This window comes from Arthrobacter sp. zg-Y1110 (genome assembly GCF_025244865.1).
In the GTDB taxonomy this organism is placed as follows: domain Bacteria; phylum Actinomycetota; class Actinomycetes; order Actinomycetales; family Micrococcaceae; genus Arthrobacter_B.
This window is the reverse complement of sequence record NZ_CP104272.1, coordinates 1,798,987-1,816,998: the sequence shown is the minus strand read 5'-3', so window position 1 is coordinate 1,816,998 and position 18,012 is coordinate 1,798,987. Positions and strand designations below refer to the sequence as shown.

Annotated in this window: 16 protein-coding genes; 3 read left to right on the top strand and 13 right to left on the bottom strand. The window is 66.2% G+C overall.

Features of this window, described 5'->3' with window-relative positions:
• Positions 1–2: 2 nt before the first annotated feature.
• The 3 genes from zwf to pgl are packed head-to-tail and all read left to right on the top strand — an operon-like array spanning position 3 to position 3,291.
• Complete coding sequence (gene zwf / locus N2K99_RS08425; protein ID WP_227921715.1) at positions 3–1,538, top strand: glucose-6-phosphate dehydrogenase; 1,536 nt, start codon at positions 3–5, stop codon at positions 1,536–1,538.
• Positions 1,535–2,470 carry a glucose-6-phosphate dehydrogenase assembly protein OpcA gene (locus N2K99_RS08420; RefSeq protein ID WP_227921716.1) on the top strand — a complete coding sequence of 312 codons (936 nt, stop codon included), beginning with the start codon at positions 1,535–1,537 and terminating at the stop codon, positions 2,468–2,470. The genes zwf and N2K99_RS08420 overlap by 4 nt, the downstream gene beginning before the upstream one ends.
• Positions 2,467–3,291 carry a 6-phosphogluconolactonase gene (gene pgl / locus N2K99_RS08415; RefSeq protein WP_227933491.1) on the top strand — a complete coding sequence of 275 codons (825 nt, stop codon included), beginning with the start codon at positions 2,467–2,469 and terminating at the stop codon, positions 3,289–3,291. The genes N2K99_RS08420 and pgl overlap by 4 nt, the downstream gene beginning before the upstream one ends.
• Positions 3,292–3,368: 77 nt before the next feature.
• Here the strand turns inward: pgl and secG are convergent, their stop codons facing one another.
• The 13 genes from secG to N2K99_RS08350 all read right to left on the bottom strand — a co-directional run bounded on the left by secG (position 3,369) and on the right by N2K99_RS08350 (position 18,011).
• The gene (gene secG / locus N2K99_RS08410) at positions 3,369–3,620 is read right to left on the bottom strand and encodes a preprotein translocase subunit SecG (protein ID WP_227921719.1); all 252 of its coding nucleotides are present in this window, start codon (positions 3,618–3,620) and stop codon (positions 3,369–3,371) included.
• A 61-nt stretch (positions 3,621–3,681) separates the two neighbouring features.
• Positions 3,682–4,497 (bottom strand): triose-phosphate isomerase, encoded by an 816-nt coding sequence (gene tpiA, locus N2K99_RS08405; protein ID WP_227921721.1) that lies wholly within the window; start codon positions 4,495–4,497, stop codon positions 3,682–3,684.
• Between the two features lie 103 nt (positions 4,498–4,600).
• Positions 4,601–5,827: a phosphoglycerate kinase gene (locus N2K99_RS08400; protein ID WP_227933490.1), complete on the bottom strand. Its 1,227-nt coding sequence runs from the start codon at positions 5,825–5,827 to the stop codon at positions 4,601–4,603.
• A 24-nt stretch (positions 5,828–5,851) separates the two neighbouring features.
• Positions 5,852–6,856, bottom strand: a complete 1,005-nt coding sequence (gene gap, locus N2K99_RS08395; protein WP_227921725.1) for a type I glyceraldehyde-3-phosphate dehydrogenase — start codon at positions 6,854–6,856, stop codon at positions 5,852–5,854.
• 239 nt (positions 6,857–7,095) lie between these two features.
• Positions 7,096–7,722 (bottom strand): superoxide dismutase, encoded by a 627-nt coding sequence (locus N2K99_RS08390; protein WP_227921726.1) that lies wholly within the window; start codon positions 7,720–7,722, stop codon positions 7,096–7,098.
• A 104-nt stretch (positions 7,723–7,826) separates the two neighbouring features.
• Positions 7,827–8,807, bottom strand: coding sequence for a DNA-binding protein WhiA (whiA, locus tag N2K99_RS08385; protein ID WP_227921727.1), 981 nt, complete (start codon positions 8,805–8,807; stop codon positions 7,827–7,829).
• Positions 8,808–8,817: 10 nt separating this feature from the next.
• Entirely contained in the window at positions 8,818–9,837 is a 1,020-nt protein-coding gene (gene yvcK / locus N2K99_RS08380) for a uridine diphosphate-N-acetylglucosamine-binding protein YvcK (RefSeq protein WP_227921729.1), read from the bottom strand.
• On the bottom strand, positions 9,837–10,736 hold the full coding sequence (gene rapZ / locus N2K99_RS08375; protein ID WP_227933489.1) for an RNase adapter RapZ: 900 nt from the start codon (positions 10,734–10,736) through the stop codon (positions 9,837–9,839). Before rapZ ends, yvcK begins: the two co-directional genes overlap by 1 nt.
• A gap of 81 nt (positions 10,737–10,817) precedes the next feature.
• Positions 10,818–12,824, bottom strand: a complete 2,007-nt coding sequence (gene uvrC, locus N2K99_RS08370; RefSeq protein WP_227933488.1) for an excinuclease ABC subunit UvrC — start codon at positions 12,822–12,824, stop codon at positions 10,818–10,820.
• A 116-nt stretch (positions 12,825–12,940) separates the two neighbouring features.
• A complete protein-coding gene (locus tag N2K99_RS08365) occupies positions 12,941–13,609 on the bottom strand; it encodes a 1-acyl-sn-glycerol-3-phosphate acyltransferase (RefSeq protein WP_227921743.1) in 669 nt (222 codons plus the stop codon).
• Complete coding sequence (locus N2K99_RS08360; protein ID WP_227933487.1) at positions 13,596–14,294, bottom strand: HAD hydrolase-like protein; 699 nt, start codon at positions 14,292–14,294, stop codon at positions 13,596–13,598. The genes N2K99_RS08365 and N2K99_RS08360 overlap by 14 nt, the downstream gene beginning before the upstream one ends.
• A gap of 150 nt (positions 14,295–14,444) precedes the next feature.
• Entirely contained in the window at positions 14,445–17,348 is a 2,904-nt protein-coding gene (gene uvrA, locus N2K99_RS08355; protein WP_227933486.1) for an excinuclease ABC subunit UvrA, read from the bottom strand.
• Positions 17,349–17,594: 246 nt separating this feature from the next.
• Complete coding sequence (locus N2K99_RS08350) at positions 17,595–18,011, bottom strand: GntR family transcriptional regulator (RefSeq protein WP_227933485.1); 417 nt, start codon at positions 18,009–18,011, stop codon at positions 17,595–17,597.
• Between the last annotated feature and the right edge of the window lies 1 nt (position 18,012).

The window sequence follows — 18,012 nt, the reverse complement described above, 5'->3', positions numbered from 1 at the left end:
CCGTGGGAAAGACCAGGAAGGGCAACCCGCTCCGGGATCCACGGGACCGCCGGCTGAGCCGGATCGCCGGTCCGTCCTCCCTGGTGATCTTTGGCGTGACGGGAGACCTGGCCCGGAAGAAGCTCATTCCGGCTGTCTATGACCTGGCCAACCGCGGCCTGCTTCCGCCCAGCTTCTCGCTGGTGGGCTTCGGCCGCCGGCCGTGGAGCCACGAGGAGTTCGCCGCCCAGGTGAAGGAATCGGTGCAGGCACATGCCCGGACCGATTTCGATGAGGGCGTGTGGAAGCAGCTGGCAGAGGGCATCCGGTTTGTCGAAGGCGGATTCGACAGCGACGAAGCCTTCGAGGACCTCAAGGCGACCCTCGAGGACCTGGACGAACGACGCGGAACCCGCGGCAACCACGCGTTCTACCTTTCAGTGCCGCCCAAGTCCTTTGAAGAGGTCTGCCAGCAGCTTTCCGGACACGGACTGGCCAAGACCTCCGAGGGCAAGTGGCGGCGGGTGGTCATCGAAAAGCCGTTCGGCCACGACCTCGCCTCTGCCCGGGAACTCAACAACGTGGTGGAATCGGTGTTCCCCGCCGATTCGGTGTTCCGCATCGACCACTACTTGGGCAAGGAGACGGTCCAGAACATCCTGGCGCTGCGTTTCGCGAACCAGCTGTTCGAACCGATCTGGAACGCCAACTACGTGGACCACGTGCAGATCACCATGGCCGAGGACATCGGCATCGGCGGCCGTGCGGGCTATTACGACGGCGTGGGCGCCGCCCGTGACGTGATCCAAAACCACCTGCTGCAGCTTTTGGCGCTGACCGCCATGGAGGAACCCATTTCCTTCAATGCGGAGCACCTCCGCGCGGAAAAGGAAAAGGTCCTGGCAGCCGTCCGGCTGCCGGAGGACCTCTCCCGCAGTTCCGCCCGCGGGCAGTACACAGGCGGCTGGCAGGGCGGTGAGAAGGTTACCGGTTTCCTGGAGGAAGAAGGCTTCAACCCGGATTCCAAGACCGAGACCTTCGCCGCGATCCGGCTCGATATCAATACCCGCCGATGGGCCGGAGCACCGTTCTACCTGCGGGCCGGCAAACGGCTGGGCCGGCGCGTCACCGAGATCGCCGTCGTCTTCAAGCGCTCCCCCAATCTGCTGTTCCGCGAACACAACGGTGACGACTTCGGCCAGAACGCCGTGGTCATCCGTGTCCAGCCGGACGAAGGTGCCACCATCCGCTTCGGCTCCAAGGTGCCGGGTACCCAGATGGAGGTCCGCGACGTTTCCATGGACTTCGGCTACGGGCATTCCTTCACCGAGTCCAGCCCCGAGGCCTATGAACGGTTGATCCTGGACGTGCTGTTGGGTGAGCCTCCGCTCTTCCCCCGGCACCAGGAAGTCGAGCTGTCCTGGAAGATCGTGGATCCCTTCGAAGAATACTGGGCGTCGCTCGACACCCAGCCCGAGCCTTACGCTCCCGGCAGCTGGGGGCCGGACTCCGCCAACGAGCTGCTCGCCCAAGACGGAAGGACCTGGAGAAGGCCGTGATAGTAGAACTGCCGGACACCACCACCTCCAAGGTGTCCAAGGAAATAGTCGCCATGCGTGAAAGGGGCGGCGTGGTCACCCTCGGCCGCGTGCTGACCCTGGTGGTGGATACCCAGCCGGACTTCGTCGAGGAGGCCATCGCCGCCGCCAACGAGGCCAGCAGGGAACACCCGTGCCGCATCATCGTGCTGGCCGAGGGCAGCCCGGACGAGAAGACCCGCCTTGACGCGCAGATCCGGGTGGGCGGCGACGCCGGTGCCTCGGAAGTGATTGTGCTGTCCGGGTACGGCGAACTTACGGGCGAAAGCGAATCCCTGGTGTCTTCCCTGCTGCTGCCGGACGCTCCCATAGTGGTCTGGTGGCCGCACGGAGTTCCCTCCGATCCGGCGCAGACACCGCTGGGCTGCATTGCCCACCGCCGGATTACCGATGCAGCAACCGAGGATGATCCGAAGAAGGCGCTGCTGGGCCTGGCGGACAGCTACGCTGCCGGGGATACCGACCTCAGCTGGACCCGGTTGACGAATTGGCGCGTCCAGCTGGCCGCCGTCCTGGACGGTGGCGGAGCGGCCCAGGTCCGGTCCGTCGTCGTCGAGGGCGCTTCAGACTCGGCCAGCACCTTCCTGCTGGCCGCCTGGTTGAAAAAGGCACTGAAAGTACCGCTGGAGATCATCGAAGGGGAAGCCGGAACCGGCATCCACAGGGTAGTGTTTAGCCGCGGCGACGGAGACGTGGAACTGGCCCGCCCGGACCAGGTCACCGCCCATCTGACCCAGCCGGGGCAGCCGGAGCAGCAGATTTCACTGCCGCGCCGCACCCTGCGGGACTGCCTGGCGGAGGAACTGCGCCGGCTGGATCCGGACGAGGTGTTCGGAGAAGTACTTACCGAGGGACTGGCCGCGTGCCTGTCCAAGGAAGGGGCGGACGCATGAAGCACTCCCCCAAAGGCGTCAGCATCCACCCGGATCCCCAGGCGCTCGTGTCCACAACGGCAGCGCGGCTGATCACCAAGCTCGTGGACGTCCAGAGCCGGCGCGGAGAGGCCACCGTGGTGCTCACGGGCGGAACCGTGGGCATCGCGACGCTGGAGGCCGTGACGGCCAATCCGGCACGGACAGCGGTGGACTGGACGAAGGTCAACTTCTGGTGGGGCGATGAACGGTTCCTCCCGGCCGGCGATCCGGAGCTGAACTCACTGCAGGCGCGGCAGGCGATGCTGGATCCGCTTGGCGTCCCGGCCGGCCGCATCCACGCGGTCGCTTCCGCCGATGAGGCGGAGACGGTGGAAGACGCCGCAGCCGACTATGCCCGGCAGCTGGCCGACGCCGCTGCCGCCGAGCACCTTGCAACCGGGTTCGAACCTGTCGACCCGCGGCTCCCCCGCTTTGACGTCCTGCTGCTCGGGGTAGGGCCGGACGCGCACATCGCGTCCCTCTTCCCCGAAACCCCGGGCGTTCGGACCGTCGGCGCCACCACGGTAGCCGTCCGTGATGCACCCAAGCCGCCGCCCGAGCGGATCTCGCTCACCCTGGAGAGCATCAACACGGCCTTCGAGGTCTGGCTGGGTGTCGCCGGCAATGACAAGGCCGGTGCCGTGGGCCTGGCCCTCGCCGGCGCGGGGGAAATCCAGGTCCCGGCGGCGGGTGCCCATGGCCGCACCAAGACCCGGTGGTTGATTGACCAGGCCGCGGCATCGCAGCTGTCCCAGCGGCTCTTCGATTCGGACGACCGCGACGCCGGCGACGAGGACTAGGCCCGACTCGCTTAAAAAGGAATGGCCCCCGGACACGTCCGGGGGCCATTCCTTTGGAGCTATTGCTGCGCTGCTGCCTACGCTTCGCCGGCGAAGCGCTGGATCAGCCCGAGTGCCACGATGACCACGCCCCAGGAGATCGCCAGCGCCACCGTAAAGCGGTTCAAGTTCTTTTCGGCAACACCGGAGGATCCGAGGCTGCTGGTCATGCCGCCGCCGAACATATCCGACATGCCGCCGCCGCGGCCCTTGTGGAGCAGGATGAGCAGCGTCAGCAGCAGGCTCGTGATCGCAAGGAGCACCAGCAGGACGATCTTCAGAATTTCCACTTACGGCCTTTCGGGTGACTCATGGATTGGAGACGCCGCTGCGGCGCCCTTCAGCTGCAGTTCAGTCAGTCACCAGATGTTGTTCGAACCTGACAATATTAGCAAATTCGCCTACATCCAAACTGGCACCGCCCACCAGCACGCCGTCCACGTCCCGCTCCCCCAGAATGCTTGCTGCATTAGCGGCCTTGACCGAGCCGCCGTAGAGCAGGCGGGTCTTGGCAGCAACGGAATCGTCATACAGATCGGCGATTTCGGCACGGATGGCGGCACACATTTCCTGGGCATCCTCGGGGCCGGCAACTTCACCGGTGCCGATGGCCCAGATGGGTTCGTAGGCAATGACGAGGCGGGACACCTGCTCGGCATCCAGTCCTGCCAGGTCCCTGCGGACCTGTTCGAGGGTGTGGATCACGTGATCCCCGGCCTGCCGTACTTCGAGCCCTTCGCCAACGCAGAGGATGGGCACGAGGTTGTGGCGGTAGGCGGCCTTGAGCTTTTCGTTCAGCAGCTCGTCGCTCTCGCCGTGGACGGACCGGCGTTCGCTGTGGCCTACGAGGACGTAGCTGCAGCCGAGCTTGGCGAGGAACTGGCCGGAGATGTCACCGGTGTATGCGCCGGAATCGTTGGGCGACAGGTCCTGCGCGCCGTATTCCACCTTCAGCTTGTCGCCCGCTACCAGGGTCTGTGTGCTGCGCAGGTCGGTGAACGGAGGGAACACCACAACTTCCACGCGGCCGTAGTCGTGCCGTGCGTCGCTCAGCGTCCACGCCAGCTTCTGCAAGAGGGTGATGCCCTGGACGTGGTCCATGTTCATCTTCCAGTTGCCGGCGATCAGGGGTGTGCGGTCGAACTTGCCGTTCGTGGAGGTAGTCATGGTTACTCCGGTTTCTTACTCGCGGTGCGCCGGCGCTAAGAGCCGGGCGGGATGGGACATGCGGGTGCGGGCCCGCTGGGACAGCGGACCCGCACCTTTGGCTTTACTTGTCGAGGACGGTAAGGCCCGGAAGGGCCTTGCCTTCGAGATACTCGAGGCTGGCGCCGCCGCCGGTGGAGATATGCCCGAAGTCGGCTTCCGAGAAGCCCAGCTTGCGGACGGCCGCTGCTGAATCGCCGCCGCCGACGACGCTGAAGCCGCTGGAGTCCTTCAAGGCCTGGGCCACGGCACGGGTGCCGTTGGCGAAGGCTTCGAACTCGAACACGCCCATCGGGCCGTTCCAGAAGATGGTCTTGCCGTGGCGGATCCGCTCGGCAAAGGCCGCAGCGGAATCGGGGCCGATATCCAGGCCGATGCCGGAAGCACCGAAGCGGCTGTCCTCCATGCCCTCGGCAGGAACGGTGTCGACGTCGGCGTCCGCAGCGAACTTATCCGCCACCACAATGTCGGTGGGCAGCACAAACTCGCAGCCGACCTCCTTGGCCCGGTTCAGGTAGCCCTTCACGTTTTCGATCTGGTCTGCCTCGAGCAGGGATGCGCCGACCTTGTGGCCCTGTGCGGCCAGGAAGGTAAAGACCATGCCGCCGCCCACCAGCAGGTAATCGGCCCGGTCCATCAGGTTTTCGATCACTGCCAGCTTGTCGGACACCTTGGAGCCGCCCAGAACCACCACGTAGGGCTTCTCCGGGTTCTCGGTGAGGCGCTTGAGGACCTCGACCTCGGTGTGCACCAACCCTCCTTCGTAGGCAGGCAGCGCCTCGGCAACGTCGTAAACGCTGGCGTGCTTGCGGTGCACGGCACCGAAAGCATCGTCCACATACGCGCCGTTGCCGCCGGTCAGGGCTGCCAGCTCCCCTGCCAGCGCCTGGCGTTCCGCGTCGTCCTTGGAGGTCTCGCGCGGATCGAAGCGGATGTTCTGCAGCACCAGGACAGAACCGGCGGCAAGCGAGGATGCCAGTTCGCGGGCGCTGTCGCCCACCACGTCGTCGGCGAACTCCACCGGGAACGGGGACAGTTCGGCGAGGCGGTCGACGGCGGGACGCAGCGAGTACTTCTCATCCGGCTTGCCCTTCGGGCGGCCGAGGTGGGCCATCACAATGACCTTGGCACCGTGCTCCACGAGGGTCTGCAGGGTGGGAATCGACGCCCGGATGCGTCCGTCGTCGGTAACCCGGCCGTCGTCGAGCGGGACGTTCAGGTCGGAGCGGACGAGGACGTACCTGCCGTCAACGCCTTCGCTGATCAGGTCGGGGAGAGTTTTGACAGTCATGTCTACCTTTGCGTACTTGGTTGATTAAAGCTTTGAGCCAACAAGCTTGGTGAGGTCCACGAGACGGCAGGAGTAGCCCCACTCGTTGTCGTACCAGCCCACGACCTTCACCTGGTTCCCCATAACGCGGGTCAGGCCGGAGTCGAAGATGCACGAGGCAGGATCGGTGACAATGTCGGAAGAGACAATCGGCTCGTCGGTGTAGCGCAGGATGCCTGCCAGCGGTCCGTTGCCCGCGGTCTTGTAGACATCGTTGATCTGTTCCACCGTGGCCTCCTTGGAAACTGTCACGGTGAGGTCGGTGACCGAACCGGTGGGTACCGGCACGCGCAGCGCGAAGCCGTCCAGTTTGCCGTCGAGGGCCGGCAGGACCAGGCCGATGGCCTTGGCGGCGCCCGTGGTGGTCGGCACGATGTTCAGGGCTGCGGCACGGGCGCGGCGGAGGTCGCGGTGCGGGCCGTCCTGCAGGTTCTGGTCGGCGGTGTAGGCGTGGACGGTGGTCATCAGGCCGCGTTCAATGCCGAACGCCTCATGCAGGACCATGGCCAGCGGGCCGAGGCAGTTGGTGGTGCAGGAGGCGTTGGAGATGATGTTGTGCGACGCCGGGTCGTAGTCGCCGTCGTTGACCCCCATCACAACCGTGAGGTCGGCGCCCTTGCCCGGCGCGGAGATCAGGACCTTCTTGGCGCCGGCGTCGATGTGCTTCCTGGCGTCCTCGGCCTTGGTGAAGAATCCGGTGGACTCAATGACGACATCCACGCCGAGATCGCGCCAGGGGAGGTTCGAGGGATCCCGCTCGGCCAGTACACGGATGGTCTTGCCCCCGACGACGATGTTGCCCTCGCTGACTTTGACGTCGGCGCCCAGGCGTCCGGTGACGGAATCGTACTTGAGGAGGTGGGCGAGGGTCTCGGGGCTGGTGAGGTCATTTACCGCGACGATGTCGAGGTCGGCGTTCTGCTCCAGGGCCGCCCGGAAGTAGTTGCGGCCGATACGCCCGAATCCGTTGATTCCAACACGAGTAGTCACTGTTCTGTCTCCTTGAGTAGGGGTTCAATCGAGAGCTGCGTGACCTCATGGTAAGAAGCCACCGGACTGACTGCGGCCTGACACTTCCGCTTGGGAAACCCTTCCGGCCGCGGCGCCGTGGCCCCGTCCCGCCGGTGCCCGAAAGCACCGGGCGGGACCGGACCTACGGATTTATCTTACGCGTCACAGTCTCCGTAGGGACCGGGGCACCCGCACAAATGTGCGGCAGGGGCTCAAGACTAAGCCGGGACGATCAGGCTCTTGGCGCCGGTGCGGGCGGCGTCGAAACGCGCGGCGACATCGGCCCAGTTCACGATGTTCCACCAGGCCTTGACGTAGTCGCCCTTAACGTTGGCGTAGTCCAGGTAGTAGGAGTGCTCCCACATGTCGAGCATCAGCAGCGGGATGGTGCCCACCGGGATGTTGCCCTGCTGGTCGTAGAGCTGCTCGATGACGAGGTTCTTGCCCAGCGGTTCGTAGGCCAGGATGGACCAGCCGGAGCCCTGGATGGAGTTCGCCACGGCAGTGAACTGGCCGCGGAAACCGTCGAAGGATCCGAAGAACTCATCGATGGCGGCTGCCAGTTCGCCCTCGGGCTTGTCGCCCCCGTCCGGAGACATGTTGTTCCAGAAGATGCTGTGGTTGGTGTGGCCGCCCAGGTGGAAGGCCAGATCCTTGGAGAGCTTGCCGATGGTGCCGAACTCGCCCTTTTCGCGTGCCTCTGCCATCTGGGCCAGGGCGGTGTTGGCGCCGGCCACGTAGGTGGCGTGGTGCTTGTCGTGGTGCAGCTCCATGATGCGTGCGGAAATATGCGGCTCAAGGGCCGCGTAATCGTACGGCAGTTCCGGCAGTGTGTATTCGTTCACGAAAAATCCTCCGTTGGTGTCGGATCAATGTTCCGGACGGAATTCCCGTCCGGAAACTCGTTGTGCCGCCGAAAGGCAGCAGGCTTCCATCCTATGCAATAACGCTATTCGTCCAACATTTCCGGAGTGACGCTCGACTCAGTACCCGGAATACCCAATTCCGCTGCCCGCTTGTCAGCCATGGCCAGCAGCCGCCGGATCCGCCCGGCAATGGCGTCCTTGGTCATGGGCGGGTCGGCCAGGTGGCCGAGCTCGTCCAGGCTGGCCTGCTTATGGGCCACGCGCAGTTCGCCGGCGTAGCGCAGGTGCTCCGGGACGTCCTCGCCGAGGATCTCCAGGGCGCGCTCCACCCGGGCACCGGCCGCGACGGCGGCCTGCGCGGAGCGGCGGAGGTTGGCGTCGTCGAAGTTGGCAAGCCGGTTCGCCGTGGCGCGTACTTCCTTGCGCATCCGGCGCTCTTCCCACACCATGAGCGCGTCATGCGCACCCATCCGGGTGAGCAGGGCGGCGATGGTGTCGCCGTCGCGGATCACCACGCGGTCCACGCCGCGCACCTCGCGTGCCTTGGCGGCGATGCCGATCCGGCGGGCGGATCCGACCAGGGCCAGGGCAGCTTCAGGTCCCGGGCAGGTGACTTCAAGCGAGGAGGACCGTCCGGGTTCGGTGAGGGAACCGTGGGCGAGGAAGGCTCCCCGCCAGACGGCCTCCGCATCGGCCGCGGAACCGTTCACCACGACGGAGGGCAGCCCGCGCACCGGACGCCCGCGGGCATCCAGGAGGCCGGTCTGCCGGGCGAGTGATTCGCCGTCCTTGACCACTCGAACCACGTATCGGTTGCCGCGGCGCAGTCCCCCGCCGGACACCACAATGATGTCGCTGGCGTGGCCGTAGACCTCGGCAATGGCTGCACGCAGCCGTCGGGCAGTCGACGCGAGGTCTACCTCGGCTTCGATGACTATCCGTCCGGAAATGATGTGCAGGCCGCCGGCAAAACGCAGCATTGCCGACACCTCGGCCTTGCGGACTGAGGATTTCTTCACGTCCAGACGCGACAGTTCCTCTTTTACAGCTGCGGTTAACGCCACAAATACACTCCTAATTCTCCCCAAAAATATCGTGGAAGGCGGTCGCGAGGCGGAGCGGATCATGGATCGGACGCCCCGACGCTGCCCCCACCTTACCGAAGACCGGACGGCCGCCCAGTTCTGCTACAGCATCCTCGAAGGCCGCTTTGTCCGCCACCACCGACGGATCCACCAGCACGGCATCCACCTTGAACTCCGGCGCGTAGCGGCGGATAACGGCCAAGTGGTCGACGGCGGTCATCCCGGATGTTTCGGTTGTTTCATTGCTGAGGTTCATGGTCAGGCAGCGTTTGGCGGATGTGGCGCACAACGCGTCCCTAAGCTGCGGCAGCATCAGGTGCGGCAGGACCGACGTGTACCAGGAGCCGGGCCCCAGGACCACCCAGTCAGCCAGATCGATTGCTTCCAGCGCGGCCGGGCAGGCCGGGGCGTCGACGGGCAGCAGCCGGACGTCGCTGACGTTGCTGCGGGAGCCGGCAGCGGCGAGGCTGGCCTGGCCGCTGATGGTCTCGAGCAGGTCTCCGTCGGCTGTGCGCCGAAGGACGTCACCTTCAATGGTCAGCGGCAGGGTGGACATCGGCAGCACCTGGCCGCGGGCACCCAACAGGGCGCCGGCCCACTGGAGTCCGGCGACGGGATCCCCCAGCAGCTCCCACAGCGTGACAATCAGCAGGTTGCCGAGGGCATGGTCATCCAGCGAGCCTTCGACACCGGGCTGGGACCGGAAGCGGTGCTGCATGACGTCACGCCAGGTGCGTCCCCAGTCAGTGTCGTCGCAGAGCGCCGCCAGGGCCATCCGCAGGTCCCCGGGCGGAAGGACGCCCAGTTCCCGGCGGAGGCGGCCGGAGGAGCCGCCGTCGTCCGCCACCGTAACGATGGCGGTGAGGTCGGTGGTGAGCAGGCGGAGGGCCGAGAGGGAGGCGGACAGCCCGTGGCCGCCGCCGAGCGCGACGATCGATCCGCTCCCGCTCCCGCTCTCACGTCCCTTCCCCTCCGGAATCAGGGGCAGGGGTCCGGTGAGGAAGGACATTACTCGCGCCCCAGATCCCGGTGGTGGGAGCTGACCGTCACGTGCGGAAGCTGGGCCAGGCGCTTGGCCAGTTCCTCCGTGACGGCAACGGAGCGGTGCTTGCCGCCGGTGCAGCCGACGGCGATCGTGGCGTAGTGCTTGTTTTCCCGGCGGTAGCCGTCAATGACGGGCTCCAGGGCGTCGACGTAACGGTCCAGGAACTCCGCGGTGCCCTTGGCCTGCAGGACGTAGTCGCGGACGTCTTCGTCCAGCCCGGTGTGCGGGCGCAGCTGCGGGACCCAGTGCGGGTTGGGGATGAAGCGGACGTCGGCAACGTAGTTCGCGTCCACCGGCAGTCCGTATTTGAAACCGAAGCTCATCACGTTCAGGCGCAGCACAATCGGGCCGGACTCCGTGAACAGCTCCGTGACGGCGGTGGCCAGAGCGTGGACATTCAGCTTGGACGTATCCAGGACGATGTCGGAGGACTCCCTCAGCTCCGTCAGGACCTCGCGTTCGGCGGCGATGCCGTCCAGGATGCTGCCGTCGGCCTGCAGCGGATGGGGGCGTCGTCCCTGTTCAAAGCGCCGGACCAGGGTGGAATCATCGGCGTCGAGGAACAGCAGGCGGTAGGTGACGCCGGCGGCACGCAGGTTGCGCAGGGCTTCGCGGATGTCCTGGAAGAGTTCCTTGCTGCGGACGTCGACCACCACGGCCAGCTTCGGAATGGACTGCGGCATCCGGGAGACCAGCTCGGTGAGGGTACCAAGCATCATCGGAGGCAGGTTCTCGACGACGTACCAGCCGTGGTCTTCCAACGCATTGGCGGCGGTACTGCGCCCGGCGCCGGACATGCCCGTAACTACGAGCAGCTCCGATTCCTCCGGTTTGACTACGGTCAAGCCGTCCTCTTGCGTCATTACTGTGATCCCATCCTGATTGTCCTGCTTTTCGAAGAACTCCGAACGGTTCGAAGCCGACACGCCGGTTCCCAAGCCTAACTAAGTTTCCAGGATTTCGCCGGTGGCCATATTGACCGCCGGAACTCCCGCCGTTTCCTTGTCCGCCAGGCGGCTGCGCAGGTTGGCGGCCATGGCCGGACCGATGCCCGGCACCTCCAGGAGTTCCTCCTCGGTCGCGGCACGCAGTTTCTTCACGGAGCCGAAGTGCTTAAGCAGTGCCTGCCGCTTCGACGGTCCCAGTCCGGGCACCTCATCGAGCAGTGACGCGGTCATGGACTTGCCCCGCTTCTGCCGGTGGAAGGTGATGGCGAAGCGGTGCGCCTCGTCCCGGACGCGCTGGAGCAGGAACAGTGCCTCGGAGGCGCGCGGGAGGATCACCGGGAAGTCGCTGTCCGGAACCCAGACCTCCTCGAGGCGCTTGGCCAGTCCGACCACCTGCACATCGGTGATGCCCAGATCCGCGAGGGCCTTCGACGCCGCCGCGACCTGGGGCTGGCCGCCGTCCACCACCACCAGGTTCGGCGGGTAGGCGAACTTTGCCTTGGGCGCAGGGGTGAGTGTGTCCGTCAACGGCTGGACGTCGCCGTCGCCGCCGCGCTCGTCCGGCAGGTCCACCGGGGCATCGGGATCGGCGGCGGGATCCGCGTTCTCCGCGAGGTAATTGCGGAAACGGCGGGAAATGACGTTGTACATGGAGGACGTGTCGTCCCGGGCGGCGTCGCCGGTGATCGAGAACTTGCGGTAGTCCGATTTCTTCGGCAGGCCGTCTTCGGCCACCACCATGGAGGCCACCACATTGGTGCCCTGCACATGGGAAATGTCGTAGCACTCGATACGCAGCGGCGGCGAGGGCAGGTCCAGGGCCTCCTGCAGTTCCTGCAGGGCGGCGGAGCGGGTGGTGATGTCCCCGGCCCGGCGGCTCTTGTGCAGCCGCAGGGCATCCGCGGCGTTGCGGGCAACGGTCTCCATGAGCGCCTTCTTGTCTCCGCGCATGGGCACCCGGATGTCCACCCGGGCGCCGCGCAGCCCGCCCAGCCATTCGGCCAGCTCCTCCGCGTTAGGCGGCAGCACCGGGACGAGGACCTGGCGCGGAATGCGGTCGGTCGAGTTCGCCTCGCCGTAGACCTGCTGGATCAGGTGCTCCACGAGGTCGGCGGTGTCGTTGTCCTCGACCTTTTCCACGACCCAGCCGCGCTGGCCGCGGATGCGTCCGCCGCGGACATGGAACACCTGGGCCGACGCCTCGAGTTCGTCTTCCTCCAGCGCGAAGATGTCGGCGTCGGTGTCTTCGCTTAGGACCACGTTGTTGCGTTCGAATACTTTCCGCAGGGCCGAGACGTCGTCGCGGAGCCGGGCGGCGGTTTCGTAGTCCAGTTCGGCGACGGCGGCCTGCATTTCCTTCTCGAGGCTGGAGATGAAGCGCTTGCCCTCGCCGGCCATGAAGTCGCAGAGTTCCGCGGCCAGTTCGCGGTGGTCCTCCGGGCTGATCCGTCCGACGCAGGGGGCGGAGCACTTGTCGATGTAGCCGAGCAGGCACGGTCTGCCCGTGCGCTCTGCGCGCTTGAAGACGCCGCTGCTGCAGGTACGGACGGGGAAGACCCGGAGCAGTGTGTCCAGGGTTTCGCGGATTGCCTTGGCCGGATAGAACGGGCCGAAGTAGCGGGTGTCCTTGCGCCGGTCCCCGCGCATGACCTGGGCGCGGGGGTACTTCTCCCCCATGGTCACTGCCAGGTAGGGGTAGGACTTGTCGTCCCGGAACATGATGTTGAACCGGGGATTGAATTCCTTGATCCAGGTGTATTCGAGCTGCAGCGCTTCGAGTTCGGTGCCGACCACCGTCCACTCGACGCCGGCCGCGGTATGCACCATGGCCCGGGTCTTGGGCATCAGCCCGCGCGGGTTCGCAAAATAGGAGTTCAGGCGGGAGCGGAGGTTCTTCGCCTTGCCCACATAGATGACCCGGCCGTGCTCGTCCCGGAAGCGGTATACGCCCGGTGCCGTGGGGATCTCCCCTGTTTTCGGCCGGTAGGTTGCTGGATCTGCCACGTCTCCATCCTACGTTCGCCTTTCGCCGGCCCCGGACGGCGGCATGGGGTTTCGCGCGGCGCTGAACAGTCCGGCACGCTCCGGGCGCCGGTGAGCGTCTTTACCGGGCCGTCTGGCTACCCCTCCGGCCGGTTCCGGTTGTAGCTGTCCGAGCGCTGCTGGCCGCTGAGCTCGGCGATGGCGTCCATGACCCGGTCGGTGGCCTGGCGGCGAGCCGGCAGCGCATGCTCCGGTCCGGTCTTCTGGAAGTACAGCGGCTGCCCCACCTTCAGGGTGAAGTGTCCGGGCTTGACCGTTTTCTTGCCGGCGGGCTGCAGCTTGTCGGTGTCGATGAGCCCCACGGGTACCACCGGAGCCCCGGAGGTCAGTGCCAGCCAGCCCACGCCGGTGCGGCCGCGGTAGAGCAGTCCGTCGCGTGAGCGGGTGCCTTCGGGGTAAATTCCGACGCCGCCGCCCTCCTCGAGGATGTCCAGCAGGGTCTTGAGCGCCGCAACGCTGGCGGCCTGCTGGTCGCGCTGCACCGGAATGGAACCCACGCCTTCGAAGAAGCTTTTCATCGCGAGCCCCTTGAGGCCGGTCCCGGTGAAGTATTCGGCCTTGGCGAAGAAACCCACGCGGCGCGGCAGCAGGGCCTGGACCAGGACGCTGTCCAGGAAGGACTGGTGGTTGCAGGCGACAATGAAAGGGCCGTGAGCCGGAACATGCTCGAGTCCGGTGATCGTGGGCCGGCACAGACCGGCGACAAGCCCGCGGGTGCTTGCCCGGGTCAGGTTATACAGAACCATTCAGTGCCGCTCCGTTCTGCGCATAGGCCAGCACAGCATCGGCCAGTTCTTCCGCGGTGTCAACGACGACGGCGGTCCCCGCCGCGTCGAGCTCGCCGGTGGCAGCGAAGCCCCAGGAGACGCCGATGCAGTCGATTCCGTTGGCAGCGGCTCCCTCGACGTCGTGCCTGCGGTCGCCGATCATCACGGCCCGGTCGAAGGAACCCGCGTGCCGCTCCAGGGCGGCACGGATAATGCCGGCTTTGCCGTTGAGTGCGGCGGCGGCCTGCTCGTCGGCGGGCGAGCCGTGAACGGAAGCAAAGAGGCTGTCCATGCCCTGCACCTCCAGGAGTTCCACCGCCAAGTGCCCGGGTTTCTGGGTGGCCACGGCTACGGTGTGCTCCGTGCGCAGATTCTCCACCAGGTCCCGGATGCCCGGGTAAGGCCGGCTCTGTGCCATGCCTGCCTGCCGGTAACCCTGCCGGTAGTGGCGGATCACCGCTTCCAGGCGGTCCTGGGGAACGCCGGCGATTTCACGCAGGGACGTCACCAGGGAGGGTCCGACCATCCGGAACAGGTCCGCCTCTGACGGCTGCGGCAGCCCGCAGGCCGTGAGGGCGGAACGGATGCCGCCCGTGATGGCACCGGCCGGATCAACCAGCGTTCCATCGAGATCGAACAGCACTAAAAGCCGGGGAGAAGTCACGGGCCTAAGTTTTGCATATCCGGGCGTCCCAAGGGAAAAAGGTATGCCCTGCGGTGCATATCTTTCGGGCGCGTATATTTCTCCGCGACCGGGCCGGACACGCCGAAGGCCGACGGCCGCCCGCTAGGGCAGCCACCGGCCTTCATTGAACTACTGGTTGAGGATCTCCGCCAGGAACGTCGCGGTGTGGCTGCCCTCCACCTTGGCAACCTTCTCCGGGGTGCCGGAGGCAACCACCTTGCCGCCGCCGGTACCGCCGTCGGGGCCGAGGTCGATGATCCAGTCGGCGCTCTTGATGACGTCCAGGTTGTGCTCGATGGTGATCACGGTGTTGCCCTTGTCCACCAGTCCCTGCAGCACCTCCAGCAGCTTGCGCACATCTTCGAAGTGCAGGCCCGTGGTGGGCTCGTCGAGGACGTAGATGCTGCGGCCGTTGGACCGCTTCTGCAGTTCGCTGGCGAGCTTCACGCGCTGCGCCTCACCGCCGGAGAGCGTGGTGGCGGGCTGGCCCAGCCGGACGTAGCCCAGGCCCACGTCCACCAGCGTGTTCAGGTGCCGGGAAATGGGACCGAAGGCGGCGAAGAACTCTGCTGCCTCTTCGATCGGCATGTCCAGCACCTCGGCGATGTTCTTGCCCTTGTAGTGCACCTCCATGGTTTCCCGGTTGAACCGGGCGCCGTGGCACACCTCGCAGGGAACATACACGTCGGGCAGGAAGTTCATTTCGATCTTCAGTGTGCCGTCGCCGTGGCAGGCTTCGCAGCGGCCGCCCTTGACGTTGAAGGAGAAGCGGCCCGGCAGGTAGCCGCGCACCTTCGCCTCGTTGGTCTCGGCGAACAGCTTGCGGATGTGGTCCCAGACGCCGGTGTAGGTGGCCGGGTTGGACCGCGGGGTCCGTCCGATCGGGCTCTGGTCCACGTGGATGACCTTGTCCAGCTGCTCCAGGCCCTCCACACGGGTGTGCCGCCCGGCCACGTGCTTCGCGCCGTTGAGCTTGTTCGCCATCGTCTTGTAGAGGATGTCGTTGATCAGCGTGGACTTGCCGGACCCGCTGACACCTGTCACGGCGGTGAAGACGCCCAGCGGAACATCCACGTTCAGGTTCTGCAGGTTGTTTTCCCGGGCACCTACGATCTTCAGCTGGCGGGACTTGTCCACCTTGCGCCGCTTCGCCGGGATTTCGATCTTCTTGCGCCCGGACAGGTAGGCGCCGGTGATGGAGCGCTCGTTGGTGAGCAGCTCGGCCAACGGGCCGGAGTGCACAACCTCGCCGCCGCGCTCTCCGGCGCCGGGGCCGACGTCGACAATCCAGTCCGCTTCCTGGATGGTGTCTTCGTCGTGTTCCACCACGATCAGGGTGTTGCCCAGGCTGCGCAGCCGGATCAGGGTATCGATCAGGCGCCGGTTGTCCTTCTGGTGCAGGCCGATGGACGGCTCGTCGAGGACGTACAGCACGCCGACGAGGCCGGAGCCGATCTGCGTGGCCAGGCGGATGCGCTGGGCCTCGCCGCCGGACAGCGTGGCCGCCGGGCGGTTCAGGCTCAGGTACTCCAGGCCGACGTCGAGCAGGAAGGTCAGGCGGGCCTGGATCTCCTTCAGCACCTGGTTGGCAATCTGCGCTTCACGTCCGGTCAGGACCAAGGTGTTCAGGAAGTCCGCGGCTTCGCGCAGCGGCAGGGCGCTGATCTCGGCGATGTTGCGGCCGTTGATCAGCACGGACAGGGACGCCGGGTTCAGCCGCGCTCCCCCGCACTCGGGGCAGGCGATTTCCCGCATGTACTCTTCGTACCGGTCACGGGCGTGGTCCGATTCGGTTTCCCCGTGCTTGCGGTGGATGTACTGGATCACGCCTTCAAAGCCGGTGCTGTACTTGCGTTCGCGGCCGAAGCGGTTCCGGTACTGGACCACCACCTTGTGGTCCTTGCCGTGGAGCACTGCCTCGCGCACCTTGGCCGGGAGCTTCTTCCAGGGGGTGTCCATCGAGAAGCCCATGTCCTTGGCCAGGCCGTCGAGCAGCCGGTTCCAGTACTCGGTGGTGGCGGTGCCCAGGGACCACGGGGCGATGGCGCCCTCGGCCAGGGACTTGGAGGGATCCGGAATGATCAGGTCCTCATCGACTTCCAGCCGGGAGCCGATGCCGGTGCAGACGGGGCAGGCCCCGAACGGGTTGTTGAAGGAGAAGGACCGCGGTTCGATTTCGTCGATGGCCAGCGGGTGCTCGTTCGGGCAGGCGAGGTTCTCGGAGAAGGTGCGGGTCCGTTCGCTGCTGTCCTCGGGGATGTCGACGAAGTCCACCACCACGCGGCCGTCGGCCAGGCCGAGTCCGGTTTCCACGGAGTCCGTGAGCCGCTGCCGGATGCCGTCCTTGGCCACCAGGCGGTCCACGACCACTTCGATGTTGTGCTTGTACTGCTTGCCAAGCTTCGGCGGATCGGACAGCTGGACCTGCTTGCCGTCCACCCGGGCACGCGAGTAGCCCTTGGCGGCGAGTTCCTTGAACAGGTCGACGAATTCGCCCTTCCGGCCGCGGACCACCGGGGCAAGGATCTGGAACCGGGTTCCCTCTTCGAGTTCGAGGAGCTGGTCCACGATCTGCTGCGGGGTCTGCCGGCTGACGGGCTCGCCGCAGACCGGGCAGAAGGGCCGCCCCACACGGGCCCAGAGCAGGCGCATGTAGTCGTGGATCTCGGTGATGGTTCCCACCGTGGACCGCGGGTTCTTGCTGGTGGACTTCTGATCGATCGAGACGGCGGGTGAAAGCCCCTCGATGAAGTCGACGTCGGGCTTGTCCACCTGGCCGAGGAACATGCGCGCATAGGCGGACAGGGACTCGACGTAACGCCGCTGCCCCTCCGCGAAGATGGTGTCGAACGCCAGGGAGGATTTGCCCGAGCCGGACAGGCCGGTGAACACGATCATGGCGTCCCGCGGCAGGTCCAGGTCAACGTTGCGGAGGTTGTGCTCGCGCGCACCTTTCACTACCAGGCGGGAAAGGTCATTGGCTTTATGCGGCACGAACGTGGTGTCAGCCGTCGGAAGAGTCGATTTAGGCACGTTTTCCACTGTAGTTCAAACGCCGATTCGAAAAAGTATTCGACCCCCCGGGTTTCGCCGCGGGCGAAGCGGAGCCGGTGCGGGGGTCCCTGGCTGCGGGCCTTTGGAGCTGCCGGGGCTGCATCGCACGCGTGCACGGGGTCCCACGGTTAGGGGCTGCTGGTAGTTCCTGAGGTCCCACCGGCACCAGCAGCACCACCGAGTGGGATGCTGTGCTGGGGCGCAGCCCGGAAGCTGAGTGACCGTTTAGCCCAGGGCCGCCCGCAGGAGGGACACGGCGTCGTCATCCGAGACGCCGTTGGCCCGCACCGCTGCGGCATACGCAGCGGCAGCTTCGGCCACCCGGCCGCGGCCGGTGTCGCCGCCCGCCGCGACAACAGTGCCGGCGCGGGACCGCGTGGTGACGACCTGCGCCTGCTCCAGCTCCCGGTAGGCCTTCGCCACCGTGTTCACGGCCAGTCCGAGGTGTCCGGCCAGTGCACGCACCGGTGGAAGCCGGGTCCCAATGGCGAGGCGCCCCTCGTTCACGGCGTCCAGGATCTGCAGGCGGAGCTGTTCGTAGGGCGGCACCGAGCTGGAAGCGTCAATCCGGACCCCTGCCAGCACACCGGCGTCGTTGCCGGCGGGGGTCGGTGCGGTTACGGGGGTTGTGTCAGGCGTCATG